Source organism: Actinomycetospora flava, assembly GCF_037400335.1.
GTDB lineage: Bacteria > Actinomycetota > Actinomycetes > Mycobacteriales > Pseudonocardiaceae > Actinomycetospora > Actinomycetospora flava.
The window spans coordinates 149,025-175,386 of sequence record NZ_JBBEGM010000003.1 but is presented as its reverse complement, the minus strand read 5'-3'; the positions used below and the strand labels follow the sequence as shown (position 1 = coordinate 175,386).

Below are 26,362 nucleotides of genomic sequence, written 5' to 3'. Positions count from 1 at the left end.
CTAGCGCGGCGCGGGGGCGGCGAACGGGTCGGCGGGGCGGTAGCCGTCGGCGTACTCGACGTCGGCGTCGCGCAGCCGGTCGGTGGTCCACGTGTTCCACAGCGCCCCGGCACGCTCGGCGCCGAGCTGGGCGCGCAGCGGGTCGCGGGCCTGGTCGGGCGTCAGCGGGCTACCCGCCCGCATGCCGGTGATCTGCGCGACCACCCACGCCTGCTGCAGGGGGACGGGGCCGACGAACGATCCCGGCGCGGCGGTGAACACCGCGTCGGCGAGGCCCGGGTCGAGCGCGGCGACCTGGTCGCGCACGAGCAGCCCGAGGTCGCCGCCGGCGCCCCGGGTGCTCTGGTCCAGCGATCGCGTGGCCTCGACGGCCGGGTCGGCGCCGGCCTGCAGGCGGGCGAGCGTCGCGTCGGCGTCGTCGCGACTGCTCAGCACGATCGCGCGCACCTGGCGCTGCTCGGGGGTCGTGAGCGTCGCGCGGCGCTCGTCGTAGGCGCGGGCGACGTCCTGGTCGGTCACCGGCGGCACGTCCCGCACGACCTGCTCGTAGAGCCGGGAGGTCACCATCTGCCGGCGGACCTCGTCGAGCACGTCGCGCTCGCCGATGCCGACCTGCGACAGGCGGGCGAGGAAGTCGTCGCGGCCCGCCGGGAAGCTGCGGGTGACGAGCTGGTCGAGCTGGCCGGACACCTCCGCCTCGGACACCGTGATCCCGCGCGCGGCGGCCTCGCCGACGACGACCTCGCTGACCGCGACGGCCTTGGCGGTATCGCGGCGGAACGTGTCCCGGCCGGCGTCGTCCCCGGGCGGCGCGATGCCGTAGAGGGCGCCGTAGAGCCGTACGCGCTGGTCGAGGGCCTGCTCGGTGACGACACCGTCGGCGACGCGCAGGGCGGCGTCGTCGGGCAGGGCGGTCGCCCAGCGGTACACCGCGAACCCGGCGCCGGCGAGCAGCGCGAGGACGAGGACCGCGGCGACGGCGCGCCGCGTCCACCGGCCGCCGGGGACGCGGGCGGCGAGGGCGGCGGCGCGGGTGCGGGCCGTCGTGGCCAGCAGGCGGGCGCGGGAGGGCCGGTCGGGTTCCGGTTCGGCGTCCGTCTCGGCGTCGGGCGCCGGGCGCGGGTCGTCGAGCGCGTCGAGCTCGCTGACGGGGCCGGTGCTGTCGGTGGTGGCGGTCTCGTCGTCCAGGGCGTCGAGCTCGGTGAGGACGGGAGCGTCGGTGTCGGTCGTGGTCACGCCGGTACCTCCGTGCGGACGGGGTCGGGGGTCGCGTCGGTGCGGTCGGGTGGTGGGGTGCGGCGCGGGGTCGGCGGACCCGTGACCAGCAGCGCCGCGAGGTAGGCGAGGACGACGCTCACGGTGAGGACCAGCGCGAGGTCGCGCAGGACCCAGAGGCCGGAGACCGCGAGGGCCGCGTAGCCGACCGCCGCGGTGGCCGCCGCGACGGCGACGCTGCGGCGGTGCCTCGCTCCGGCGTCGAGGCGCAGGAGCACGACGAACTCGCTCGCGCCCACCGCGACCAGCGCGCCGAGCGCGACGGTCAGCGTGGTCGGCTCGGTGCCGGTGGCCGCCATGAGCGCGAAGCCCCAGCCGGTGGCGAGCAGCGCCGCGAGCACCGCGCGGACCGCGTCGCCGCGGCGTCGCAGGCCGATCGCGAGCACGAGGCCCGCCGCCGCGATGCCGGTGAGGTTCGCCAGGTAACGCTCGGCCGAGATCGCCCGGTAGCCGTCGGCGGCCGCGACGGGCAGGCCGGCGAGGTCGGCGGTGTAGCCGGGCGGGGGTGGCGGGAGCTCCGCGCGCACGGCGTCGACGAGGTCGGCCTGCGCGCCGAGGTCGTCGTCGAGGCGGACCCCGACGATCGTGAGCGCGAGGTGCCCGTCGGGCGTCGACACGGCGTCGCGCAGGTAGTCGGGCAGGAGCGCGACGCCGGCGCGGATCTGGCCGGCGGTCGGGGTGTCGCCGAGGAAACCGAGCTGGTCGGACAGGCTCACGACCGGTCGCACGCGGTCGCCGTGCGCGGCGAGGACGCCCCGCGACGCGGCCCGCGACCAGGCGAACGCCTCCGGGGAGAGCACGTCGGGCCCGCGCAGCACGATCGACAGCTCGCCCGACGACCCGAGCGTCCGGTCCACCGCGCGCGCGTCCTCGAGCTCGGGGACGCCGCGGGCGAGGTCGAGGGGGTTCGCGGTCACCCCGAGCCCGCCGAGACCGATCCAGCCCCCGGCGGCGGCGAGGACGAGGGCGACGATCCCGAGACGCCCCGGCCACGGGCGCCTCATGATCGACGGAGGATTTCGGACACTGGGTGTCTGCGACGCCACGTCGCTGACATCGCGAGGCGCCCAGCGGCGCAGGGACAGGGCGGCGAGGACGGTGAGGGCGAAGCCGAGGCCGAGCACCACGCCGAGCTGGCGCACGAACGGCAGGGGCGACACCGCGAGCGCGCCGAACCCCGCCGCCGCGGCGAGGCCGAGCGCGACCACCGGGCGCCGGTCGCGGGCGCTCGCGAGGTAGAGCACGAACGAGGTGCCGACGCCCAGGAGCGCCGGCAGCAGCGCCAGCGCGCCGAACGACAGCGGCACGCCCGCCCAGCCCGCGGCGGCGGGCACCACGCTCGCGCCCAGCGCCGAGACGCCGAGCGGCCACACCACCGACCGCACCCGCTGCCGGCGCGACCCGCCCAGCGCGGGCACCAGCCAGAAGCGCGCGGCGACGACGAGCGCGACCAGCCCGGCCACCAGCGGCAGGTCGCGGGTGACGGCGCGGGCGAGCCCGGAGGTCACCGCGGGCACGCCCGCCACCGTCACCTCGGCGGCGAGGCCCGCGCCGGACGCCTGCGCGCGGATCGCGTCGACGAGCGCCGCGGTCCCGGCCTGGTCGAGCCCGGCGCGGGGGCGCACGAGCACGGCGACGGTGTCGGCGGTGGGCACCACGAAGCGCCACCGCGGCTTCGGCGCACCGTCGGGCTCGAGGATCGCGGCGCGGACGAAGTCGGGGTTGCGCAGCGTCGGCACGCCCGCGGGCAGCGCCGAGACCACCAGCGGCGCGTAGCGCCGGTCCACCGCGGCCGCGGCGTCGTCGCCGGCGCGCGCGGCGTCGGCCGGGGCGGCCCCGCCGCGCCCGGCCTCCGCCCGCGCCGCCTCCCGGGCACCGTCCCGGCGCCCCGCGATCTGCGCCAGCAGGCCGCGCGCCGACCCCACGACCTGGTTGAGCACCGTCGCCGGCCCGTAGACGGCGGCGACGTCCGGGGTCTTCGCGAGCCCGCCCTCGAGGCGCAGGAGCCGCAACAGCTGGTCGGGGTCGGCGAGCAGCCCGGCCGGCACGGGCGAGCGCGCCAGCACCACCACCGGGTCGCCGCCGACGGCCGCCGCGGCGTCCGCGGTGGCCTGCACCGACGGCGCGCCCGCGGGCAGGAACTGCTCGGTCCCGGTGTCCACGCGCAGCTGCGCGAGACCGCCTCCGATCCCCGCGACGACCGCCAGCAACAGGACGGCCGCGACGACGCGCGCCCTCACTCGCCGTCCCGCTCGACCCGCGGGAACGGCCCCTGCGGACCGCGGTCGTCGAGGCTGCCGGGCGCCGGGTAGGCGTTCTCGCCCGCGATGACGCCGGTCGGCAGCTGCAGCGGGTTCGGCCGCAGCGCGTACGGGTTCTCCACCGCCTGCAGCGGGATGTAGATCTGCCCGTCCGCGGTCGGGTGGTCCATGCCCGCGGCGAAGTTGGCGAAGAACTGCCCGGCCTCCGGGCCGTACGGGCGCAGGTAGCGCAGCGCCGGGTTCAGGTCGCGCAGCATCTCGGTGGCCGGCCCGACGAACGCCCGCACGTCGGCGCCCGTCGCCGGGATCCGGTCGAGCGTGGCCGGCGCCCGGTCGAGCACGCCGTCGAGCGAGGGCAGCAGCCCGCGCAGGTCGCGGGTGGTCGCCGGCAGCTCGAGCAGCGCCGCCCCGAGGTCCGGCGCGGCGCGGTTCAGGTCCGCCGCCACCGGCGCGAGCGAGCCCGAGAGCCGCGAGAGCTCCCCGGACGCGGTGCGGGTGCTGGCGAGCAGCCCGGGCAGGCGCCGCACGCTCGCCTCCAGCGCCTCGCGCTGCCCGGCGGTCGCCGCGGTGACCCGGTTCGCGTCGCGCACCACCTGCGCGATGCGCCCGCGGTCGGTGTCGACCGTCGCGAACACCGTGCCGAGCTCGTTCGACAGCCGCGTCAGGTCCTGCGACTGCGCCGCCAGCGCGTCGAGGGCGTCGCCGCCGTGGTCGCCGAGCCGGGTCAGGCCGGTGACCAGCCGTCCGATGTCCTCGCTGCGCCCCGCCGTGCCCTCGCCCGTCGCGCGCAGCATCGATCCCAGCGACGCCCGCGTCGGCTCGTCGAGCCCCTGCAGGACGTCGCGCAGGTCCACCGACGGGCGCACCCCGGACGGCGGCAGCACCGTGCCGCTGTCCAGGGGCGGGCCGGTGCCGTCGACGACGTCGACGTAGTACTGGCCGGCGAGCGACTTCTCCGACACGCGGATCGACGCGCCCTCGTGCAGCGGCACGGCCTCCTCGTCGAAGCGCAGCTCGAGCCGTCGTCCGCCGGGTGCCTCCGTGATCCGCTCGACCACCCCGACCCGGACCCCGGCGATCTGCACGTCGGCGAACGGCACGAGGTTGCGCACGGTGTCGACGTCGGCGGACACCGCGTAGGCGCGGTCGGAGGTGAAGAACGGGACCTTCACGCCGGTGAACGACCACATCCAGGCCAGCACCAGGACGACCGCGAGCGTGAACGCCACGACGACGGCCAGCCGGCCGTGGCCGACGGCGGAGGCGGGAACCTTGATCGCCTTCATCGCGGCCCTCCCGAGCCGGCCGCGGGGTAGGGCCCGAGCGGGCTCTCCCCGTCGCGGTAGGTGTTCGTCCCGGCGCGGGCCGGGGGCAGCGCGCCGTCGGGCTGGGTCAGGTCGAGCGAGAGGTGGCCGCGGCCGATCCGGCGCCCGCCGGGCTCGCCGACGCTGAACACGGAGTTGGTGTTGGTGAAGAAGGCCTGCAGGTCGTACATCCACGGCGCGACCTGCGCGGTCGCGTCGTCGGCCCAGCGCGACACCGGGCGCACGTCCTCGAGGGTCCCGCGCAGGTCCGTGACCGCCGGCCGCAGGTCGGCGAGCACGGGGCGGGCCTCGCCCACCACCGGCGCCGCGCGTCCGGCGACGTCGCGCAGCGAGCCCGCGGTGTCCCCGAACCGCGCCAGCGCCGAGGGCAGCTCGGGGGCGGCCGCGCGCAGCTCGTCGAGGGTGGGATCGAGCTCGTCGGTGAGCGTCGACGTGCTGGCCAGCGCGCGGCGCAGGTCCTCCGAGAGACCGGGCAGCTGCTCGAGGGTGCGCGCGAGCTCGTCGTCGCGGCGGGTGAGCGTCGCCAGGGTCGCCTGCGTGGAGTCGAGCAGCGAGGTCAGGCGGGCGTCGTCGCGCCCCGCCGCGGTCGCGACCCGCGAGAGCGTGCCGACCAGTCGGCGGATGTTGTCCCGGCGCTCGGCCAGCGCGGTGACCACCGGGCGCAGCCGGTCGAGGGTCGCGCTGGTGGCGTCGAGCCCGGCCGGCAGCGCCTGCGGGGCCCGGGCGAGCGCTTCGTCGGACTCCGAGATGAGCGCGGTCATCGCCGTGCGGGAGCGCTCGTCGAGCCCGCCGAGCGCCTCCTCGACCTGCACGGGTCGCTGGGTCTGGGTCGCCGGCAGGACGTCGTCGGCCCCGAGCTCCCGCCCCGGCGGGCCGCCCGGTGCGAGCGACACGTACATCTCGTTGAGGGGGTTCTTCGGCCGCAGGACGGCCCGCGCGTTGTCGAAGATCGGGTGCCCCGGTTCGATCGACAGCGTCAGGATCGACGTGTCGTGGTCGGTGGCCTCCGCGTCCTCGATGAGCCCGACGGGCACGCCGGCGATCCGGACCTCCTGCGAGTTGCCCGGGCTCACGGCGACCGCGTCGGTCACCTCCACCTTGATCTCGCGGTACCCGCTCCACGGGGGCACGACGTTCAGCTGCGACAGGATGATCACGGCCGCGGTGACGCCGAGGGCGGCGACGCCCACCAGCACCAGGACGTCACGGCCGAGCCCCGGCACGCGGCGCAGCCGCCGCCACGTGCGGCGCAGGGACGTCCGCGCGCTCATCGCCCGCCCCCGAGCGGGAGACCGAGCGGGCTCGGTCCGCCCCGGTCGCCACCGCCCTCGGCGCCACCGGGCAGCAGGGGCGGCCCGCCCTCGCGCGAGAGCCGCTCCAGCAGGCCGTCCAGCCCGCCCGGGGCGTTGAGCAGGGATGCCGTGCCGAGACCCGGCTGGAAACTGATCATGCCGGCGTTCCCGTCGTAGGTCTTGATCGTGCCGTTGAGGTTGGTCAGCGCGTAGCCGAGCTCGGCGTAGAGCGGCTGACCGGTCCCCCCGCCGCCCGGATACTTCGGCCCCTGACCCTCGAACGGGGCGTTGAGGGCGCCCAGGATCGGACCGTTGACGCGCCCGAACACCGGGTCGGCGACGTCGTCGAGCACCCGGGAGCCGGTCCGCGTCGTGGGCACGAGGTCCTCCACGAGCGGGCGGGCGTCGTCGAGGGCCGGGCGCAGCTGCGCCAGGAGCGCGCGGGTGTCGACCAGCGCCGGGTCGAGGTCGGCCAGCAGCGGGTCGAGCTCGCGCACCGCCGGGTGGATGTCCTCGGCCGTCGGCGGGATGCGGTCGAGGGTGCCCGACAGGTCGCCGGCGCCGCGGTGCACCGCACGCAGCGTCTCGGGCATCGTCGCGACGGTGTCGGCGACCGGCCGGCTCTCGCGCGCGAGGACGTTCGCGGTCGCGCCGAACGACTCGACCACCTCGGCGAGCTGGCCGTCGCGCGCCGAGAGCACCCTCGCGGTGCTGTCGAAGTCCGTGACCAGCGCGGCGAGGTCGGTGTCGGGGCGCTCGCCGCGCAGCGCGTCGAGCACCTGCCCGGCCGGCACGAGCGTGCGCGGGGCCGTCGCCAGCAGGTCGCGGATCGGCTCCCGTCCGGGGCGCAGGGTGTCGTCGAGCAGCCCGAACGTGCGCTGCAACGAGCGCTGCGCGTCCGGCGGGATCGCCGCGAGCACGGCGTCCAGCTCGACGGGCGTGGTGGTGCGCTCGGTCGGGATCCGCCCGCCCGCGGGCTCACCCGGGCCGCCGCCCGCCACGAGGGCGACGTAGTACGTGCCGCCCAGCACGGTCGTCGGGCGGATGTCGGCGCGCGGGGCGGTGCCCAGCTTCTCGGCCGCCCCGGGGTCGAGCTTCAGGGTGATGTCGACGCGGCCCGGGCCGATCTGCTCGACGTCGGCGACGACGCCCACCGGCGTGCCCGCGATCTTGACCTCGCTCCTGTCGGCCTCGAGCTTGTAGTCGCGGGCGGTCTCGAGCACGAGCTCGTCGCCGGGCCGCAGGGTCGTGACCAGCGAGGTCTTCGCGAAGACGAGCCCGAAGACGGCGACGACGACGACCACCAGCAGGAGACCGGCGCGGACGGGGGTCGGCTTCATCGGTCGCCTCCGGGCACGAGCGCGCCGTTCGAGTCCCGATCGTCCGAGGCGGTCCCGGGCTCGGGGTAGGGGTTGGTCGGGGCGTCGCCGAGCCCGCGAGGCAGGCCGGACAGCGACGCCGGCCCGGGCGCCGACAGGAAGATCCGGAACTGGTGCCGGAACCCGTCGTGGCTGGTGTTCAGCCTGCTGAACGTGCGGCTGAACAGGGCGATGTCGGGCGTGTAGCGCGAGAGCACCGACAGCGGCTCGGCGGCGTTGCGCAGCCCCTCGCCCAGACGCGGGACGAACGGGCGCGCGGCGGCGAGGGTCTCGGTGAGGTCGGCGAGCGCGGGGTCGGCGCGGTCGGCGACGTCGGGCACCTTCCGCAGCGGGCCGACGGCCTCCCGCAGCGTGCCGCGCAGGTCCGGCGTGCCGTCGCCGAGCGCGGCGGCGCCCGGTCCGAGCGTGCGCATCGCCGAGCCGGTGTCGGCCAGCGGCGCGTACAGGTCGTCGGCGGCGGTCCGCAGCGCGGGCAGCGTGTCCGCGGCCTCGCGCACCGTGCCCCCGAGCGGCTCGCCGCCGTCGGTGGAGAGCGCGTCGAGGGTGTCGCGGCTCTGCGCGAGGAGCCCGGCGAGCTCGGCGGACGCGGGCTCGAGATGACCGGCGAGCGACGCGCCCGAACGCAGCGTCCCGGGCAGGTCGGCCGCGGGGTCGGCGAGCGCCCCGGAGACGGTGCCGAGGTCGTCGAGCATCCCGGGGGCGGCACCGACGAAGCGTCCGAGCCCGGGACCCTGCCCGGCGAGCCCGCTGCCGACGTCCCGCACGGTCGAGCGCAGGGCCTCCCGCGTCGGCACGTCGAACACGTCGAGCAGGTCGGCGAGGTCGTGGCTGGACTCGGTGCGCTCCACCGGCAGCACGCCCTCGAGCAGTGGCGCGTCGGGGCTGCCCGGGATGAGCTCGACGTACTTCTGCGCGAGCGCCGACTGGTCGCGGATCTCGGCCCGCGCGTCGGCGTGGACGGGCACGTCCCCGATCAGCGTCAGGGTCGCGACGGCCCGCCCGCCGGAGACGGTGACGTCGGAGACCTGCCCGATCCGCTCGCCGCCCCGGCGCACCTCGGAGTTGGTGTCGGTCTGCCCGATGTCTGCGAACGCGACGCGCACCGTGGTGGTGGGCTCGCCGGGCAGGTGGCCGCGGTTCGCGGTGAACACGACCACGAGCAGCAGGGCGGCGAGGACGAGCACGACCACGCCGACGATGAGGGTGCGGCGCCGCTCGGCGGCCGCGTGGGTCCCGGGACGGGAGGACGGGGCCATCAGCGACCGCCTCCGAGCATCTGGTCGACGAGGCCACGCTCCTGCTCGGGCGAGAGGCCGGTGGCGTTGTCGCCGCCCGTTCCGGAACCGGCGGCCCCCGGTTCACCCCCGGGCACCGCGTCGGCTCCGGGCAGCGCGGGCAGGCTCAGCCCGCCCGGCGCGGCGGGGCACAGCGGCGCGTTCCCGGGGATCGTGCCCGGCGGCAGGGCGCCCGCGCCGATGTTGCACAGGGTGGTGGGGGTGACCACGGCGACCCCGCGGAAGTAGTGGGAGACGCCGTCGTAACCGCTGGTGGCCATCGCCCAGTCCGCGATGCCGCTCATCGCGAGCTCGAGGTTGCTGGGCACGCCGCGCTCGTGGGAGAGCACCGTCTCCCCGATCGGCCGCACCGACCCGGCGACCGAGCGCAGGTCGTCCGCGGCGGGACGCAGGTCGGCGACCGCCGGGCGGGCCTGGTCGAGCAGGGTGTCGAGGCGGTCGATCACCGGGGGCAGCGCGCCGAGGGCGGGGTCGGCGGCGTCGGAGAACTCCCGCAGCTCCCGGCTCAGCGCGCCCAGGTCCCGGGTCACCGGGCGGATCGAGCGCAGCACGGGCGTGGTGGCGTCGGCGGTCCCGGCGAGCTCGCCCAGGGTGCGCCGGGTGGCCGCGACGGTGTCGGGCAGCGCGACGAGCGTCCGGTCGAGCGCCTCGCGCTGCGCGGCGACCGCGTCGACGGTGCGGCGCGTGGTGTCGACGAGCTCGTCGAGCGTGGCGCCGTCGCGGTCGGCCAGCGCCGCCGACACCCGCGACCCGTCGTCGATCATGCGGTTCAGTGCCGCGTTCTGGTCGTCGAGCACGGCCGTGAGGCGGTCGGTGCGCGCCAGCGCGGGGGCGAGCGCGTCGAGCGCGGCCGCGGCCTGCGGCCCCCGCCCGCGCAGGCCCTCGCCGAGCGTCGTGACCATCGACGCGAGCGCCGCGGCGGTCGGGTCGTCGAAGGTGTTGAGCACGTCGTCGACGTCCACGGCGCGCGAGGTGCGCTCCGGGCCGATGACGGCGGGGTCGTCGGCGGCCGGCGCCTGCGGGCTGCCCGGGGAGAGGTCGAGGAACCGCTCCCCCAGCAGCGAGACCGGCCGGATCGCGGCGGTCGCGTCGGCGTGCAGCTGCTGGGCCTCCGGTTCGACGTCCATGACGATCCGGGCGAGACGGTGCCCGCCGGGGGCGGGCGGGTCGAGGACGATCTCCTCGATCAGCCCGACCCGCACGCCGTACATCCGGACCTCGTTGCCCGCGCGCAGCGGGCTCGCGTCGGCGAACAGCGCCTCGACGCGTCCGGAGGGAGAAGCGGCCTCGCTGCGCAGCACGGCACCGGTGGTGGCGCCGACCAGGCCGACGGCCACGAGCAGCGTGAGGGCGAGACGCAGTGGGCGGGAGACGGGGCGGAGCGGAGCTCGACCCATCTCGTCGGTGCGGTTCATCGGGCACCGTCTCCGTTCGCGTCGGTCCAGGGCTCGCCGCCGGAGGTGCCGGGCGCCGGGCTGCGGTCGACCACCCCGCCGAACGGCGGCGCGGGGGGCTGGTTGTTCAGCGACGTCTGTCCGGCGGTGAACAGGGCGCGGGCGACGTGGCCGTTGGCGTCGTAGGAGGAGAAGAAGTTGCCCCAGTTGCCGAGGAACCCGGCGATCTCGGGGCTGTAGGGCCGCAGGAACGCGACCGCCGGCGACGCCTGCCGCACCGCCTCGGTGAGCTGCGGGACCGTGTGGTGCGTGCGGTCGAGCAGGCCGGGGGTGTCGGCGAGCAGCACGTCGGCGGCCTCGAGGGTCGAGCGCAGCTGTGCGGCGGTGGGGCGCAGGTCGGTCAGGACGGGGCGCAGGTTCGACGCCACCCCGGGCAGGCGCGCCGCGGCCGGGCGCAGGTCGTCGAGCACCGGCACCGCGGCGTCGGTCGCCGCAGGCACCCGGTCGAGGGCACCGCGGGCGGCGTCGAGGGCGCCCGGCAGCTCGGCGAGGCCGTCGGTGAGCTGCTGCTGGCGGGCCGCGACGGCGTCGGTCAGCGTCCCGAGGTCGCGCACCGTGCCCTCGACGGCGGCGCGGCGCTCGGCGAGCACGCCGGTGACCTGCTGGGCGTCGGTGATCAGCTCGCGGATCGCCGGCCCGTCGCGGCCGACGGCGTCGAGGACCGAGCCCAGCGCCTCGACCGTCGGGCCCGCCGTCCGCAGGGTCTCGTTGACGTCGCGCTCGCGGCCCCGCAGCGTGCCGTCGAGCTGCTGGACCGTGGACGCCAGGCGCGCGCGGGTCGGGGGGTCGAGCGCGCCGAGGACGTCCTCGAGCGTGACCTGCGCGGCGCCGGCCGGGATCAGCGCGCCGTCGGGCAGCTCGGCGGCGTCGGCGGGCCCGGGCTCGACCTGCAGGTAGCGCTCGCCGAGCACCGAGCGGGACTCGACGCGCACGACGGTGCCGGCGTGCAGCGGGAGCGCGACGTGCTCGTCGTCGGTGATCTCGACGGTGGCGATCGCCTGGTCGCCGCGGGCGGCGAGCTCGGCGATCTCGCCCGCCTGCTGCCCGTCGACCTCGACCGGCGTGCCCCCGGTGAGCCCGAGAGCGGAGGGCATGACGACCTGGAGTGTGTAGGGCGCGGCCACGGCGGTCGCGGCGGTGGCCACCCCGGCCGCGGCGATCAGCGTGACGAGGACGGCGAGCACCACGGTGGCGGTGCGGCGGTCGGCCATGGTCAGTCCATCCCGAGCGGGCCGTCGGACTCGCCGTTGAGGAACTGCCGCACGAACGCGTCGCCCGAGTCGAAGGCCTCGGCCGCCGGCCCGAAGTGCACCAGCCGTCCCTCGTGCAGGACCCCGACGTCGTCGGAGACCTTGCGGGCGGTGTGGATGTCGTGGGTGACCAGCACGTACGTGCCGCCCTGCTCGCCGTGGATCGACAGCACGAGGTCGTTGAGCAGGCTGGTGCGCACCGGGTCGAGCCCGGAGTCCGGCTCGTCGAACAGCAGGATCTCGGGCTCCATGATCAGGGCCCGGGCGAAGCCGGCCCGCTTGCGCATCCCGCCGGAGATCTCGTTGGGCGCCTTGCCGAGCGAGCTCTCCAGGCCCACCTCGCGCAGCCGCGCCATCACCTTCTCCTCGATCTCGTCCTCGTCGAGCTGCGTGTGGCGGCGCAGGGGGAAGGCGACGTTGTCGAAGAGGTTCATGGAGCCGAACAGCGCGCCGTCCTGGAACAGCACGCCGAAGCGGGTGCGCAGGGCGCGACGCTCGCGCTCCCGGAGCTGCCAGATGTCCTGGTCGAAGACCCGCACGCGACCCTCGTCGGGTTCGAGCAGGCCCATGATGTGCTTGAGCAGCACGCTCTTCCCGGTGCCCGAGGGGCCGAGCACGGTGGTGATCGCGCCCTCGGTGATGCGCAGGTCGAGGCCGTCGAGCACGGGGGTGCCGCCGAAGGACCTGCGCACGCCCTCGAGCTCGACGGCGGCCCCGGAGGTCTCGCCGCGCGGGAGGCGGGTGGTGGGTTCGTCGTGGATCGTCACGGTGGCGCTCCGGATCAGTTCGCCACGGGGGCGTTGGGGAAACCGGCCCAGAACAGCTGCTGGAAGAACAGCCCGACGAGGCTGACCAGGACCATGTTCACGACCATCGAGCGGGCGGTGCTCTGCCCGACGCCCACGGGCCCGCCGGTGGCCGTGAAGCCGTACCAGCAGCCGACGAGGACGACGACGACGCCGAGCGCCATCGTCCAGATCATGGAGAACAGCAGGTCGAGCGGGCTCTGGAACGCCCAGAGGACCTGCAGGAAGCCGCCGGGCGAGACCGACCCCAGCACCTGGGTGCCCATGAGGAACGCGCCGAGGTAGAGCAGGCCCAGCCCGACGATGAACAGGAACGGCATGACGATGATCGACGCGAGGACCCGCGTGCTGACGAGATAGGAGGCGGGGTCGACGCCCATCACCTCGAGGGCGTCGACCTCCTCGTTCGCGCGCATCGAGCCGAGCTCCGCGACGAACCCGCAGCCGACCTTGGCCGAGAGGATCCAGCCCCACATCTCCGGCGCGCACGTCCGCAGCCCGGCGTAGCCCGGGAAGATCGCGACGTAGCCGGAGGCCCCGAACTGGCGGGTCGTGTAGTGCCCCTGGACGGTGAAGATCACGCCGATCAGGAACTCCATGAACCAGATGACCAGGCCGCTGGAGACCACGAGGATCGCGCCCTGCCGGATCACCTCGGTCGGGAACGTGCGGGCGGCGTGCGGGATCGTCCGCAGCACCTGCCCCCAGAAGCGCACCATCGCCGCGGCGTTGGCCAGCAGCTCCGAGACCTTGCGCCCGACGGCCGACGGGTCGACCTCGACCTCGCGCGTGCTCATCGGACCGACCCCATCTCCGGGAACAGGCCGAGCGCGGTGAGGTTGACCGCGAAGTCGACGAGGAAGACGAGGACGAAGGACAGGACCACGGCCTCGTTGACCGCCCGGCCCACGCCGATCGAGCCGCCCCGGGCGGTCAGGCCCTTGTGGGCGCAGACGACACCGGTGACGAACCCGATCAGCAGGCTCTTGCCGACCGCGACGACCATCTCGACCGAGGTCAGGTTCTTGAACAACGTCTCCCAGTAGTCCGCGGCGGGGACGTCGCCGTAGGTCACCGTGCTGTAGAGCCCGCCGACGATGCCCATGACGAGGCTGACGGTCATGAGCAGCGGCGTGAGCAGCGAGATCGACAGCACCCGCGGCAGCACCAGCTCGCGCACGGGGTCGAGCCCGAGCACCTCCAGCGCGTCGATCTCCTCGCGGATGCGGCGGGCCCCGAGGTCGGCGCACAGCGCGGTGCCGACGATCCCGGCGACCACCATGGAGTTGATCCACGGCGTGAAGTCGCGGGTGTTGACGATGAAGAAGTACTGGCCGTAGCGGTACGCGGCGCCGAGCAGGTTGAGGAAGTTCAGCCCGAGGATGCCGATCATCAGCGCGAACGTGAACACCGCGAGCACCATCGGCACCGCCGACCGCGTCAGGACGCGGAACATCTCGTCGCGGGTCTCGGTCCAGTAGCCGCGCGGGTGCCGGACCGCGCTCCACACCACCTGACCGGCGAGCCGGGTCACGCCGCCGAGCTCGGCCACGCCGCGCGGGACCGCGCCGAGCACGGACCGCGACGAGCTGTTCGCACGCCACGTCGCCGCTCGGGCACGTTGTGTAGCCGTCGAGGAGACGGCGGCAGAGCCAGGAGAGTCCACGGGACGTCCTCGGGTGGGCCCGGGCGGAAGGGGGAGCGACCGGGGTGCGCGCGCAGGCGCCGGGAAGCGGGACGCGGCGATGCGTCCGCGGGGAGAGCGGGAGGGCCGGAGGGCCGGGCCGAGGATTCGGGGTCCTCGACGGGGAGCGATCTACGCGGTGCGGGTCAGCAACAACAGAAGGTGGACCCGAGGCGGCCGAGGTCGAGGTGCAGTCGCTGCACCAGACGGACCTTGGCCATGGGGCGGGAGCATGCCATGGTCCTCCGAACGGCCGTACAGGCCCCCTCACGTGGGGTTCACATCGGATCTCTCGGACGGGATGCGGCGCACGTCGCAGGCGGTTCACCTCGCGAGGAGGATCGGGCACGATGACCTCGTGCCCGGGACGCGTGCGCTGGATCGCGCCCGGCCCTCACGCGCCGGTGTGGCCCTGACCCGCCGCCGCCACCTCGATCACGCGCGTCTCGCGAGCCAGGCCTGTCGGGCCTGACCTCTCCCCCGCTCCGAGATCCGTTCGCGCCCGCCGGTCCTGCCGCGGGCACCCCATGCTTCGAGGACCCCTGTGAGCAGCACCGAGGACACCCCGTCGGTCGTCGTGGTCGGCAACGGCGCCGCCGGCACGCTCGTCGTGATCGAGCTCCTGCGCGTCGCGCGCGTGACCCGGCGCCCCCTGCGCGTCACGTGGGTCGGCGACGGCGCACCCGCCCGCGGCGTCGCGTACGCGACCGGCCGGCCCTGGCACCGGCTGAACGTGCCGGCGTCGTCGCTGACCCTCGCCGGCGCCGACCGGACCTTCCCCGACTGGCTCGCGGCCCGGGACTCCTCGGCGCTGACCGATCCCGACGACCCCCGCGACGACCGCGACGCCGAGTTCGCACCCCGCTGGGCGTTCGGGTCCTACCTCGCCGACACCCTGCTCGACGTCCGCGCCGCCACGGACCGCTCCCTCGTCGACCTCGAGGTCGTGCCCGGACGCGCGGTCGGCGCGACCATGCGCCCGCGCGGGGTCGACGTCGACCTCGCCGACGGACGCGCCGTGCACGGCGACCGCGTGGTGCTCGCCACCGGGCCCTTCGGCGTGGAGCGTCCCCCGGGCGCCACGGACGACGCGCTCGCCCACCCCGGGATGGTCGTCGACCCGTGGCGCGACGGCGCGCTCGACGCGTCGGGCGACCAGCGCGTCGTGCTGCTGGGCACGGGGCTGACGATGGTGGACGCGGCGCTCTCGCTCGCCCGCGCCGACCGCCGGGTGCGGCTGCTCGCGGTCTCCCGGTCCGGGTTCGCGCCGCGCGCCCACTCCCGGACCCCCGGCAGCGTCGTCGACCCCGTCGTCACCCCCGACGACGACCTGGGTCTCGACGAGATCGTCGACGCCGTGCACCTGCGGATCGCCGCCGCCCCCGACCGGTGGCGCGACGTCGTCGACGGCCTGCGACCGGTGATCCCGGGGCTGTGGCGCTCGCTGTCGCTCGACGAGCGGGCGCGCTTCCTCACCGAGCACGCGCGGCGCTGGGAGATCCACCGCCACCGGATGGCGCCGGCGGTGGCCGACGAGCTGCGGCACCTGACGGTCGCGGGCCGGCTGCAGATCCGGTCGGCGACCGTGCACGAGATCGACGCGGTCGGCGCCCGGCTCGTCGTGCGCCTGCGGGAGCCGACGAAGGGGGTGGACGACCTGGTGGAGGTGGACCGGGTCCTGTCCTGCGTGGGCGCGCAGGAGGACGTCACAGCGGTGTCGGACCCGCTCGTGCGCTCGCTGCTGCGTGAGGGCCACGCGCGCCCGCACCCGCTCGGCCTGGGGTTCGACACCGACCCCGACGGCGCCCTCACCGGTGCCGAGCGCCGGCTGTTCACCCTCGGCGCGACCCGCCGCGGCGACCTCTACGAGACCACCGCGATCCCCGAGATCCGCGACCAGGCCGAGTCCCTCGCCCGCCTCCTCGTCCCCGAACCGGCCCGGGCCGAACGAAGTATGTGAGTGAAATTGTGGGCTATAGCCCACAATTCCACTCACATACGACGGTCGGACTAGTCCTGGCTGTGCGGGATGGGCAGGTTGCCGGACAGGAGCCCGTCGGCGGGGGCGCCGACGAAGCCGTACACGGTCTCGATCCCGCTGTTCACCGGACCGCCGTCGAAGTACGGCTGCTCCGGCTGCTCGGCGCTCTCGACGCCCGCGCTGGTGTAGTCCGCGGGGTCGGTCGAGCCCTGGGGCTCCTCGGGGAGCAGGGGGTCCGCGGCGGCCGTGCCGGCCGGCGCGGCGAGCCCGGCGAGGCCCAGGGCGGCCGTGGCGGCGGCCCGGGCGATCGGGTGGGTGCTCATGATGGGTCCTCTCAGATCGGGCTGCCGTCGGCGAGCGTCCCGATGACGTCGCCGGGGGTGCTCAGGACGAGATCCAGCGGCGATGCCGGGGACAGGTCCCCAGTGGCCTGCTCCTCGGTGGCCTGCTCCTCGGTGGTCTGCTCCTCGGTGGCCTGCTCGTCGGCGTGCGCCGCACCGGGCAGGGCCACCGCGGCGGCGGCGCCGAAGGCCACGGCCAGGGCTGCACGTCGCACGCGTCGCGGATCGGTCACGGTCGTCCTCCTCGGGGTGTCTGCAGCGGTGGTCACTCGACCTCGCTGTTCTTGCCGAACTCGCCGGTCGAGAACGGCGGCTGGGTCAGCTGCCCCGCGAGCTCGCCGGCGTCCGCGGGCAGCACCGAGGTGACGCCGCCCGAGATCTTCGTGGTGCTCGCCGTGATGGCCGAACCGCTGGTCACGTTCTCGTCGGCGGGCAGCAGGACGTCGATCGTGGCGTTGCCGAGCGCGTCGGTGTCGATCGTCGACGAGCCGACGAAGTGCTCGCCCTCGCCGTAGCCCGAGGGATCGGGGTCGTCGTTGGCGTAGAAGTCGATCACGAAGGTCGCGTTCGGCTCGGTGTTGACCGTGCCGCGCGCGTGCGCGCGGCCGCCCTCGAGCGACGTGGTCGGGTCCAGGCGCACGAGGTTGTTCTCGTTGTTCGGGCCCGTGTCGAAGTCCGTGGGCTCGTCGAGGTTGGTGACGTTGCGGTCGTGCGGGGCGTTGCCCAGCCCGGGCGTGCGCTCGAACGGGCTCGCGAGCCCCTGCTCGGGGGTGCCGGAGTCGCCGTTGATGGCGATGCCGATGTCGTCGGAGCCGCCGTTGTCGTGATACGTGTTGAAGCGGATCAGGTGGCCGTCGGTGAAGTCCGTCGCCAACCGCTGGGTGCCGCCGATCACGACCCCGTCGTTGTCGTTGTAGGCGATCTCGTTGCCGAACCCGGGCTCCGTCGAGCGGTCCGGGCCGACGCCGATCGAGTCGTAGCGGGCGTCCTGCGAGATCTGGATGCCCGAGTCCTGCACCGCGGCCGGGTCGGTCGGCCCGGGCAGCGGCCCGTCGCCCTCGAGATCGGTGCCGATCCGGTTGCCGCTGACGCTGTTGTAGCTGGTGCCGGGCAGCTGGATCCAGACGCCGCGGGTCGCGTTGCCGGAGATGACGTTGCCGGGGTCGTCGCGCTCGGTGGCGCCGATGACGTTGCGCTGCGCGCCGGCCTCGACGATCACGCCGTTGCCCTGGACCAGGCTCGGTCCGGCGCTGCCGCGCGTCAGCACCGGGTCGCCCGACGCGCTCGGCCCGATGATGTTGTTGTCCACCGTGTTGGCCCGGGCGCCGCCGCCGCGGAGGTAGACGCCGGCGGTCCCCACCGGCACCGGGCTCTGCAGGTTGAGCCGGTTGCCGTTGCCGGACACGACGTTGCGGTCGGCCGCCGCGCCGCCGCCGACGGTGTTGCCCTGGCCGGTGACGAGCACGCCGGCCGTGCGGTTGGGCGCCGCGGTCTCGCCGTCGGCGTCGAGGCCGAGGACGTTGCCGGCGATCGTGTTGCCGTCGGACTCGACCTTGACGCCCGCGCCGTTCCCGGTGGCGACGGTGCCGGTGAAACCGTTGACGACGAGGCCGCGCACGGTGCTGCCGCCGCTGCCGTCGGCCAGGGTGAGCCCGTTGCCGGCGACGTCGTCCCCGCCGGCGATCTCGACGCCGAGCTCGGCGTCGCTGCCGGCGCTGCGCGTGTTCGGGGTGGCCCCGGGCTGGGTGTACCCGTCGACGGTGACGGGGTCGGTGATCTCGGGCAGCGGGCTGTCGACCGCGATGGTCCGCGGGCCGGCGCCGGGGATCGCGAACTCGATGCGGTCGGTGCCGCCGGAGTCGTTGGCGTCGGTGATCGCCTGGCGCAGCGATCCGGGGCCGGCGTCGGCGACGGTCGTGACGGTGTAGGTCGCGGCGCCGGGTGCGGCGAGGGCCGGGACCAGGGCGCCGGCGGCGGCGCCCACGCCGACGACGAGGGCGCCGGCGGCGATCAGACGGCCCGTGGGCCGTCGCGTGCGGTGGGTTGCCAAGACAGGAACCTCTCGGGGAGCTGGGGAGCAGGCACCCCGCGGCACACGTCACCTCGGGTGACGTGCGAGGGCGGGGAGCCGGGAGGGGCGTGACCCGGGGAACGGGACGACGCGGGGGATGCAGCGGGCCACGGGAATCAGGCCGCGCCCGGGGACCGTGAGCCGGTCGGGGAACGCCGGGCGCGGGGAGACCCGTCAGGAACAGAGCGCGCTGGAGATGCGCGAGAGATCCACGTGCCGCCGACCGGCGAGCAGGAAGTGGTTGCGCACGACCGGAAAGCTGACAGGCGGGCGGCCGCGGGTCAAAACGCGATCCGGCCCCGCCCGGACCGGTCGGTCGTCCCGGGCGGTCTCAGGCAGTGACGTGCGTCATGGTCCGAACGCCTGACCAGCGACTGGTCCGAGCGGATGAAGATCGTCAGCGTGCTCGGCGTCACACGGCCGTACCCCCTCGTTCGGGTGACCTTTCGGCTTGACACGACCGACCGATCGCTCGTCGACGCCGCGGTGATGCGCATCACACGAACGGGTGAGACCGCAGGTCGCGGGCTCGACACTGGGTGGTGGCCGGGGGGCCGCTCGTGGCGGGAGGAACCGATGACCGCAACCGTTCCGGCCGGCTCGTCGCCGACGGCCGAGCAGGGCCGCCTGGCCCACAACGCGCTCGGACTGCCGTCGGTGCTGTTCTGCATCGTGACCGGCGCCGCGCCGCTGACGGCGATGCTGTTCAACGTGCCCGTCGCCGTGAACGGCGGCGGCTGGTCCGCGCCCGCCGCCTTCGGCATCGCGACGATCGCGCTGACGATCTTCTCGGTCGGCTACATCGCCATGGCCCGCCGCGTCACCTCGGCCGGCGGCTTCTACACGTTCATCAGCCGCGGGCTGGGGCGCGTGATCGGCGTCGGCTCCGGCGTCCTCATCGGCATCTGCTACATGATCTTCACGGCCGCGGTCCTCGGAGTCATGAGCTACTTCGCGGCCACGACGGTCGAGGCGTGGACCGGGCTCGCCCTCCCGGCGTGGGTGTACATCGTCATCGGTCTCGCCGTGATGAGCCTGCTGGCCTGGTTCCACATCGAGCTCACCGCGAAGGTGCTCGGCGTCGCCCTGATCGCCGAGGTGCTCGCGCTGCTCGTGCTCGCCGTGGCCGTGTTCGCCCACGGCGGCGCGGAGGGCTTCTCGCCGTCCCCGTTCAACCCCGCGCAGGTGTTCGACAACGCGGGCGCGCTGCAGGTCTTCGGCTCCACGGCGGCCGGCATCGCGCTGTTCGCGGCCTTCTGGTCGTGGGTCGGCTTCGAGATGGCGCCCAACTACGCCGAGGAGTCCCGGGAGCCCCATCGGATCGCCCGGATCGCGACGTACGGCTCGGTGATCGGGCTCGGCGTCTTCTACATGATCGTGTCCTACGCCTTCGTCACCGGCTGGGGCCTGCTCGGCTCGGTCCAGGCCGTGTCCGACCAGCTGAACGGCGTCTACGCGTCGGCGTTCTACCCGCTCAGCGACCGGTTCGCCGGGCCCTGGCTGACGGTGATCATCGAGCTGCTGGCCGTCACGAGCTCGTTCGCCTGCGCCATGGCGTTCTACAACACCAGCGCCCGCTACCTGTTCGCGCTCGGCCGCGAGGGCGTGCTGCCCGGCGTGCTCGCCCGCACGTCGCGCCACCGCAGCCCGGGCGTCGCCGCCATGACCGTGACGACGGTCGTGGCCCTCTACTGCCTCGCCTTCGTGCTCTACGACCCGAGCACCGAGGCCGCCCTGGTCAAGCTCGGCACGTGGTCGCCGCTGCTCGGGGTGCTGGGCATCCTCGCGGTGCAGGCGCTGGTCTGCGTGGCGATCATCCGCTACTTCCTCACGACCGCCCGCGACGGCTTCGGGTGGTGGACGACGCTGGTGGCCCCGGTCCTCGGCTTCCTGGCCATGGCCGGCGCCTGCTACCTGCTCGTCGAGAACCGCGCGGCCCTCGCCGCCGCCGAGGGCGTGCCGTTCATCAGCGTCCTGCCGTGGGTCCCGCTCGTGATCTTCGTGGTCGGGGTCGCCATCGCCCTGTACTTGAGGGCCCGGCGGCCCGCGGTGTACGCAGGTCTCGGCCACTTCAGCCTCGCGGACCCCGAGCTCGACGACCAGACCGGCAAGGAGGTCACCCCGTGACCGCACTCGAGGAGCCCACGACCGTCGAGACCGGCCCGGGCCGCGTCCACCCGCTCGAACCGCTCTCCGGCGACGAGATCCGCGAGGCCGCCCGGCTGCTGCGCGAGCAGCGCGGCCTCGCCGACTCCGCGCGGTTCGTCTTCGTGACCCTGCACGAGCCGAGCAAGCAGGCCCTCGCCGGCGCCGCCCGCCTCGCCCGCGAGGCCGAGATCGTGCTCTACGAGCGGGCCGAGCGGCTGGTCTACGAGGCCGTCGTGTCGCTGACCGACGGCGAGGTCGTGTCCTTCGAGGCCCGCCCCGGCGTGCAGTCGCCCGTCACCGGCGAGGAGTTCTTCGCCTGCGAGGACATCGTGCGCGCCGATTCTCGCTGGCAGGAGGCCATGCGCCTGCGCGGGGTCACCGACCTCGACCTGGCCATGGTCGACCCGTGGGCGTCGAGCTGGACCGGGCCCGAGGACGACCCCGCGCGCCGGCGCATCCTGCGTCCGCTGACCTGGGTGCGCTCCGCCCCCGGCGAGCACGGCTACGCCCGCCCCGTCGAGGGCCTGATCGTGACCGTCGACCTCGACGCGCGCGAGGTCGTCGACGTGCAGGACCACGGCGTCGTGCCGTTCCCGCCGCAGCCGGGCAACTACGAGCAGCCCTGGATCCACGACCCGGAGAACGTGCCGCGGGTGGACGCGCTGCGCGAGGGCATCAAGCCCCTCGACGTCGTCCAGCCCGAGGGCCCCAGCTTCACCGTCGACGGCCACGCGGTCAGCTGGCAGCGCTGGCGGCTGCGCATCGGCTTCTCCCCCCGCGAGGGCGTGATCCTCCACCAGGTCACCTGGGACGACCGCGGCCGCATCCGGCCCGTCCTGAACCGGGCCTCGCTGGTCGAGATGTACGTGCCCTACGGCGACCCCGCCCCCACGCACCGGTTCAAGAACGTGTTCGACCAGGGCGAGTACGGCGTGGGCTGGCTCGCGAACTCGCTGCGGCTCGGGTGCGACTGCCTCGGCCACATCCACTACTTCGACGGCGTCGTCAACGACCAGGACGGCGAGCCGGCGGTCATCGAGAACGCGATCTGCATGCACGAGGAGGACGTCGGGATCGCGTGGAAGCACACCGACTTCCGCACCGGGGCCGTCGAGGTCCGCCGTCGGCGGCGGCTCGTCATCTCCTCGATCGTCACCGTCGGCAACTACGAGTACGGCTACTTCTGGTACCTCTACGACGACGGCGTCCTCGAGTACGAGGTCAAGCTGACCGGGGTCATCTCCACGGCGGCGATCGCGCCCGGTGAGACGCCGACGCACGGGTCGCTGGTGGCGCCGGGGCTCTACGGGCCCAACCACCAGCACTTCTTCTGCGTCCGCCTCGACATGGCGGTCGACGGCCCGCTGAACACCGTGGTCGAGCTCGACTCGGTGCCCAGCCCGCCGGGACCCGCCAACCCGCACGGCAACGCCTGGGAGGTCCGCCGCACCCCGATCACCTCCGAGTCGATGGGCGGGCGCGACGTCGCGCCGCAGCACGCGCGGACGTGGCGGATCGAGAACCCGGAGGCGACGTCGTCGGTCGGCGGGCCCACCGGCTACCAGCTGATGCCCGGCGCCACGGTGCCCCCGATGTACCCGGCCGACGCGCTGTTCGCGCCGCGGTCCGGGTTCACCGAGCACTCGGTGTGGGTCACGGCCTACGACCCGGCCCAGCGCTTCGCCGCCGGCGACTACCCGCTCCAGCAGCCGCGCAGCACCGGGCTGCCGACCTACCTGGACGGGGACCGTCCGCTGGAGGGCGCCGACGTCGTCGTCTGGTACACGATGGGCGCCCACCACGTGGTGCGCCCGGAGGACTGGCCGGTGATGCCGGTGTCGACCATCGGCTTCATGCTGCGCCCGAGCGGCTTCTTCGACGGCAACCCCGTACTCGATCTGCCGTCGAGCCACAACGGTCACCACGGTCACGAGGACCACGCCTGAGGTCCCTCCGGCGGGTGGTCTTCGGGGCCACGGCGTGCGAGGCTCCTCGGTGTGAGCGGACGAGGACCTGGCGTGGTGCTGGTCCGTCGTTTCTGGGTCGACCTGCTCCGGCTCGTGGCCAGCGGCTGTCGCACGACGTCCGTGCGCCGCTGACCCGAGATTCCCCACGGGCGCGGCACGGTGCCGCGCCGCGACGGCCCGCCGTGCTGCGCTCCGCACTCCCCGGAGCCCCTCATGACCGCCGTCCCGTCCGACCCGCCCGTCCTGCGCACGATCCCGACCGGGCACCCGACGCACCCGCGGCGCAGCATCGCCGCCGCCGCGCGCCGGCCGCGCACCACCCAGCTCCTGCACGCCGTCGAGTCCGCGATCACGCGCCTCGACGGGCTCACCGGCTCGTTCGACCACGCCACCCGCACCGCGCTCGACCGCAGGCTGCGCGACGCGCTGACCCGGCACATCGGGCGCACCGGCGAGAACGGCCCGGCCGTGCCCGCCGTCCGCGTGGCGTGCGCGCACCTCGCCGCGGGTGACCTCGAGTGGGCCTACCTCTCGCTGCTCACCGCCCGCGACCAGCTGGAGTGACACGATCACCGGCGTGACCCGCCCCGACAAGCACCACCCGGACTCCCTCGGGTTCGCCACGCAGGCGGTGCACGCCGGCAACGCCGTGGACGCGGGCAGCGGGGCGATCCGCACGCCGCTGGTGATGGCGAACTCCTACGCGCTGCCCGACGACCCCGAGGACCTGTCGTGGTCGGGGTTCGACGTCCCCCTCTACACCCGCAACACCGGGGCCAACCAGCGCGCGCTGCAGGAGAAGCTCGCGCTGCTCGAGCAGGGTGAGGACGCCGTCGTGCTCGCGACCGGCGTCGCCGCCCTGCACGGGGTGTTCTTCACGTTCCTGCGCACCGGTGACCACGCCGTGGTCTCCGACGTCACCTACGAGGCGTCGTACCGGCTCTTCGCGGAGATCCTCCCGCGGCGCTACGGCGTCGAGGCGACGTTCGTCGACACCGGCGACCCCGATGCCGTGCGCGCCGCGATGCGCCCGACGACGAAGCTGGTGCACACCGAGGTGATCGCCAACCCGACGACGCGGGTCTGCGACGTCGCCGCGGTCGCGGAGATCGCGCACGCCGGCGGCGCGCTGCTGTCGGTGGACTCGACGTTCACCCCGCCCCCGCTCTACCGCCCGCTCGCCCACGGGGCGGACCTCGTCGTGCACTCGCTGACCAAGGTCATCAACGGGCACGGCGACGCGATGGGCGGGGTGGTCGTCGGCGCGAGGGAGCACGTCGACGCGATCCGCGCCGAGGCGATGGTCGACGTCGGCGGCGTGGTGTCGCCCTTCAACGCCTGGCTGATCTCCCGCGGCGCGATCACCCTGCCGCTGCGGCTGCGCCAGCACGTCGCCTCCGCGCAGCGCGTGGCGGAGTTCCTCGACGGCCACCCGGCGGTCGCGTACGTGACCTATCCCGGCCTGCCCGGCCACCCGCAGCACGCGCTGGCCGAGCGCCAGTTCGGCGGGCGGGGGCACGGCTGGATGATGGCGTTCGCCCTCGACGGGGACGCCGCGCTGCAGAACCGCTTCGTCGCCGACCTGCGCGTCGTCACCTCGGCGGTGTCCCTCGGCCACGACGAGAGCCTCATCGTGCACGTCGGGGCCACCGGAGCCCGCGCCGCGTACTGGCCCGCGGAGTTCCGCCGCTACGGGCACCTGCGCTTCTCGGTCGGCCTCGAGGACCCCGACGACCTGATCGCCGACCTCGCCGCGGCGCTGGACACCGTGCGTGCGTGATCCTGCGCTCTGCGGACTGGATCGGTTGCGCGCGATCGGGTAGGAACGAACCGTGACCTCCGGCGATCTGGTGCGGCGTCTCCACGTCGACCTGTGCCGGCTCGCGACGACCACGTGTCGTCACGCCTGATCGGTCGCCTTCCCCCTCTGCACGTCCCCGGGCGCACGCGCGCGCCCGGGTCCCGATCCCGTCTGCCCCGAGAGGCACACCCATGGCCATCAAGCCCAAGGAGACCGTCGTCCCGTTCGCCGTCCACGGCGAGGGCACCGGCGTCGCGCAGACGCTCACCGCCGGCGGTCACGTCTTCACCACCGACGCCTACCCCGCGTTCGGCGGCGCCGACGCCGCCCCGAGCCCGCTCTTCTACGCCCTCGGCGCGCTGACCTCGTGCAACCAGGTCACCGCGGCCCTCGTCGCCAAGGACCTCGGCGTCACGCTGGGGAACTGGACCTTCGACATCCAGGGGGACCTCGACACCGCCGTCCTCGTCGGCGGCGCCGAGGGCAACGCCAACTTCGACAAGGTCGCGGTCCGCGCCACCGTCGAGACCGACGCGAGCGAGGAGCAGTTCGCCACGCTCATCTCGGAGACCGAGCGCCGCTGCCCCGTGACGCAGCTCTTCCAGCGCTCGGGCCTGGAGTTCGTCAACGACTGGACCCGCGCGGAGCTCCCGGCCGCCGTCTGAGGCATCACGAGCGCGCCGTTCGCTGCCGTGCGGTGTGGGCGGCGAACGGCGCGCTCGCTTCTTCTCCCCGGAGAGGGAGCTCAAGGGTGGCGGGTCCAGGAGACGTGACCGACGATTCCTGCGCAATACCCGCGTCCGTTTCCGTGGCGCATCACGCAGCGTCTTGTCCCGACCCCTCACGGTGTGCCAGATTCGAGGGCGAGTCCCGACGACGCCCGGAGGTGAGTGGCCGATGCCCCGCCGACCTGCGATGACGCTCGTGCTGCTCACCGTCCGACGCCACGTCGACCTCGTGCGCCTCGCCAGCGCGCTCTGTTGGCGCTGACGGCTCTCCCCCTTCTCCTCCGCCGCCGGAGGAACGTTTCTCGGCGGCATTCTCCCGTCCCTCGACGGCGATTCCGCGCGCCTTCTTCCGGAATTGCTCGGGACGATTCCGCAGAGCAGGAGTGTGCGCATGTCCGTCACGACGTCCGTCGACATCCGCCCGATCGCCGGCGCCCTCGGCGCCGAGCTGACCGGGGTCCGGCTCTCCCCCGACCTGCCCGACGAGGAGGTCGCCCGCATCCGGGCGGCGATCCTCGCCCACAAGCTCGTCGTGGTGCGCGGCCAGGACCACCTCGACGACCGGGCGCACGCCGGCTTCGTCCGGCGCCTCGGCCCGCTGACCACCGCCCACCCGACGATCACCGGCGGCCGGGAGGAGGCGGCGATCCTGCCCGTCGACTCCGAGCGCGGGAACCGCGCCAACAGCTGGCACACCGACGTCACCTTCGTCGACCGCCCGCCGGCCTTCACGACCCTGCGCGCGCTCGTCCTGCCCCCGTTCGGCGGCGACACCGTCTTCGCGAACACCGCGGCCGCCTACGCCGCGCTGCCCGAGGGACTGAAGACGCTGGTCGACGGTCTCTGGGCCGAGCACTCCAACGACTACGACTACGCCACGGCGCACGCCACCACGGGACCCGAGGGGCGCACCGAGGAGTACCAGCAGGAGTTCACCGCGACGATCTACAAGACCCACCACCCGGTGGTGCGCGTCCACCCCGAGACCGGGGAGCGTGCGCTGGTGCTCGGGCACTTCATCACGAAGTTCCTCGGCTACAACGGCGTCGACAGCCGCACGCTGTTCGACCTGCTGCAGAGCCACGTGACGCGCCTGGAGAACACCGTGCGCTGGCGCTGGGCGCCCGGCGACATCGCGCTGTGGGACAACCGCGCCACCCAGCACTACGCGGTCGCCGACTACGGCGACCTGCCCCGCACGATGCACCGGGTCACCGTCGCGGGCGACGTGCCGGTCTCGGTCGACGGGAAGCGCAGCGTCGCGGTCGAGGGCAACGCCGACGCCTACGCCGGCGCCTCCTGAC

At 74.7% G+C, this 26,362-nt stretch carries 24 protein-coding genes; 9 read left to right on the top strand and 15 right to left on the bottom strand.

Features of this window, described 5'->3' with window-relative positions; genetic code table 11:
• The 11 genes from WCD58_RS10380 to WCD58_RS10330 are packed head-to-tail and all read right to left on the bottom strand — an operon-like array spanning position 1 to position 13,913.
• A complete protein-coding gene (locus WCD58_RS10380) occupies positions 1-1,236 on the bottom strand; it encodes a peptidylprolyl isomerase (protein WP_337702362.1) in 1,236 nt (411 codons plus the stop codon).
• Positions 1,233-3,515 (bottom strand): MMPL family transporter, encoded by a 2,283-nt coding sequence (locus tag WCD58_RS10375; RefSeq protein WP_337702360.1) that lies wholly within the window; start codon positions 3,513-3,515, stop codon positions 1,233-1,235. Before WCD58_RS10375 ends, WCD58_RS10380 begins: the two co-directional genes overlap by 4 nt.
• Positions 3,512-4,822 (bottom strand): MlaD family protein, encoded by a 1,311-nt coding sequence (locus tag WCD58_RS10370; protein ID WP_337702358.1) that lies wholly within the window; start codon positions 4,820-4,822, stop codon positions 3,512-3,514. Before WCD58_RS10370 ends, WCD58_RS10375 begins: the two co-directional genes overlap by 4 nt.
• Positions 4,819-6,132 (bottom strand): MCE family protein, encoded by a 1,314-nt coding sequence (locus WCD58_RS10365; RefSeq protein ID WP_337702356.1) that lies wholly within the window; start codon positions 6,130-6,132, stop codon positions 4,819-4,821. The genes WCD58_RS10370 and WCD58_RS10365 overlap by 4 nt, the downstream gene beginning before the upstream one ends.
• The gene (locus WCD58_RS10360) at positions 6,129-7,493 is read right to left on the bottom strand and encodes an MlaD family protein (RefSeq protein WP_337702354.1); all 1,365 of its coding nucleotides are present in this window, start codon (positions 7,491-7,493) and stop codon (positions 6,129-6,131) included. The genes WCD58_RS10365 and WCD58_RS10360 overlap by 4 nt, the downstream gene beginning before the upstream one ends.
• Entirely contained in the window at positions 7,490-8,788 is a 1,299-nt protein-coding gene (locus WCD58_RS10355) for an MlaD family protein (RefSeq protein WP_337702352.1), read from the bottom strand. Before WCD58_RS10355 ends, WCD58_RS10360 begins: the two co-directional genes overlap by 4 nt.
• The gene (locus tag WCD58_RS10350; RefSeq protein ID WP_337702351.1) at positions 8,788-10,242 is read right to left on the bottom strand and encodes an MlaD family protein; all 1,455 of its coding nucleotides are present in this window, start codon (positions 10,240-10,242) and stop codon (positions 8,788-8,790) included. The genes WCD58_RS10355 and WCD58_RS10350 overlap by 1 nt, the downstream gene beginning before the upstream one ends.
• A complete protein-coding gene (locus WCD58_RS10345; protein ID WP_337702348.1) occupies positions 10,239-11,492 on the bottom strand; it encodes an MlaD family protein in 1,254 nt (417 codons plus the stop codon). Before WCD58_RS10345 ends, WCD58_RS10350 begins: the two co-directional genes overlap by 4 nt.
• 2 nt (positions 11,493-11,494) lie before the next feature.
• Positions 11,495-12,298 (bottom strand): ABC transporter ATP-binding protein, encoded by an 804-nt coding sequence (locus WCD58_RS10340; RefSeq protein WP_373696206.1) that lies wholly within the window; start codon positions 12,296-12,298, stop codon positions 11,495-11,497.
• A gap of 14 nt (positions 12,299-12,312) precedes the next feature.
• Positions 12,313-13,134 carry an ABC transporter permease gene (locus tag WCD58_RS10335; RefSeq protein ID WP_337702347.1) on the bottom strand — a complete coding sequence of 274 codons (822 nt, stop codon included), beginning with the start codon at positions 13,132-13,134 and terminating at the stop codon, positions 12,313-12,315.
• On the bottom strand, positions 13,131-13,913 hold the full coding sequence (locus WCD58_RS10330) for an MlaE family ABC transporter permease (protein WP_337702345.1): 783 nt from the start codon (positions 13,911-13,913) through the stop codon (positions 13,131-13,133). The genes WCD58_RS10335 and WCD58_RS10330 overlap by 4 nt, the downstream gene beginning before the upstream one ends.
• A 652-nt stretch (positions 13,914-14,565) precedes the next feature.
• Here WCD58_RS10330 and WCD58_RS10325 point away from each other — a divergent pair.
• Positions 14,566-15,981: an FAD/NAD(P)-binding protein gene (locus WCD58_RS10325; RefSeq protein ID WP_337702342.1), complete on the top strand. Its 1,416-nt coding sequence runs from the start codon at positions 14,566-14,568 to the stop codon at positions 15,979-15,981.
• Between the two features lie 50 nt (positions 15,982-16,031).
• Here the strand turns inward: WCD58_RS10325 and WCD58_RS10320 are convergent, their stop codons facing one another.
• From WCD58_RS10320 to WCD58_RS33620, 4 genes are all read right to left on the bottom strand, one after another.
• Positions 16,032-16,325 carry a hypothetical protein gene (locus WCD58_RS10320; protein WP_337702340.1) on the bottom strand — a complete coding sequence of 98 codons (294 nt, stop codon included), beginning with the start codon at positions 16,323-16,325 and terminating at the stop codon, positions 16,032-16,034.
• Between the two features lie 11 nt (positions 16,326-16,336).
• The gene (locus tag WCD58_RS10315; RefSeq protein ID WP_337702338.1) at positions 16,337-16,576 is read right to left on the bottom strand and encodes a hypothetical protein; all 240 of its coding nucleotides are present in this window, start codon (positions 16,574-16,576) and stop codon (positions 16,337-16,339) included.
• A 32-nt stretch (positions 16,577-16,608) separates the two neighbouring features.
• Positions 16,609-18,393: a hypothetical protein gene (locus WCD58_RS10310; RefSeq protein ID WP_337702335.1), complete on the bottom strand. Its 1,785-nt coding sequence runs from the start codon at positions 18,391-18,393 to the stop codon at positions 16,609-16,611.
• A gap of 195 nt (positions 18,394-18,588) precedes the next feature.
• Positions 18,589-18,663 carry a putative leader peptide gene (locus WCD58_RS33620; protein ID WP_373695200.1) on the bottom strand — a complete coding sequence of 25 codons (75 nt, stop codon included), beginning with the start codon at positions 18,661-18,663 and terminating at the stop codon, positions 18,589-18,591.
• Between the two features lie 327 nt (positions 18,664-18,990).
• Between WCD58_RS33620 and WCD58_RS10305 the strand changes: the two genes are divergently transcribed.
• The 8 genes from WCD58_RS10305 to WCD58_RS10275 all read left to right on the top strand — a co-directional run bounded on the left by WCD58_RS10305 (position 18,991) and on the right by WCD58_RS10275 (position 26,361).
• A complete protein-coding gene (locus WCD58_RS10305) occupies positions 18,991-20,541 on the top strand; it encodes an APC family permease (RefSeq protein WP_337702333.1) in 1,551 nt (516 codons plus the stop codon).
• Positions 20,538-22,508, top strand: a complete 1,971-nt coding sequence (locus tag WCD58_RS10300) for a primary-amine oxidase (RefSeq protein WP_337702330.1) — start codon at positions 20,538-20,540, stop codon at positions 22,506-22,508. Before WCD58_RS10305 ends, WCD58_RS10300 begins: the two co-directional genes overlap by 4 nt.
• Positions 22,509-22,742: 234 nt before the next feature.
• Positions 22,743-23,093 carry a hypothetical protein gene (locus tag WCD58_RS10295; RefSeq protein ID WP_337702328.1) on the top strand — a complete coding sequence of 117 codons (351 nt, stop codon included), beginning with the start codon at positions 22,743-22,745 and terminating at the stop codon, positions 23,091-23,093.
• A 13-nt stretch (positions 23,094-23,106) separates the two neighbouring features.
• Positions 23,107-24,309, top strand: a complete 1,203-nt coding sequence (locus WCD58_RS10290) for a trans-sulfuration enzyme family protein (protein WP_337702326.1) — start codon at positions 23,107-23,109, stop codon at positions 24,307-24,309.
• Between the two features lie 52 nt (positions 24,310-24,361).
• A complete protein-coding gene (locus WCD58_RS33615; protein ID WP_373696209.1) occupies positions 24,362-24,439 on the top strand; it encodes a putative leader peptide in 78 nt (25 codons plus the stop codon).
• Between the two features lie 82 nt (positions 24,440-24,521).
• Complete coding sequence (locus WCD58_RS10285) at positions 24,522-24,995, top strand: OsmC family protein (RefSeq protein WP_337702324.1); 474 nt, start codon at positions 24,522-24,524, stop codon at positions 24,993-24,995.
• Positions 24,996-25,227: 232 nt separating this feature from the next.
• A complete protein-coding gene (locus WCD58_RS10280) occupies positions 25,228-25,320 on the top strand; it encodes a putative leader peptide (RefSeq protein WP_337702321.1) in 93 nt (30 codons plus the stop codon).
• Between the two features lie 129 nt (positions 25,321-25,449).
• The gene (locus WCD58_RS10275) at positions 25,450-26,361 is read left to right on the top strand and encodes a TauD/TfdA dioxygenase family protein (RefSeq protein ID WP_337702319.1); all 912 of its coding nucleotides are present in this window, start codon (positions 25,450-25,452) and stop codon (positions 26,359-26,361) included.
• Position 26,362: the final 1 nt, after the last annotated feature.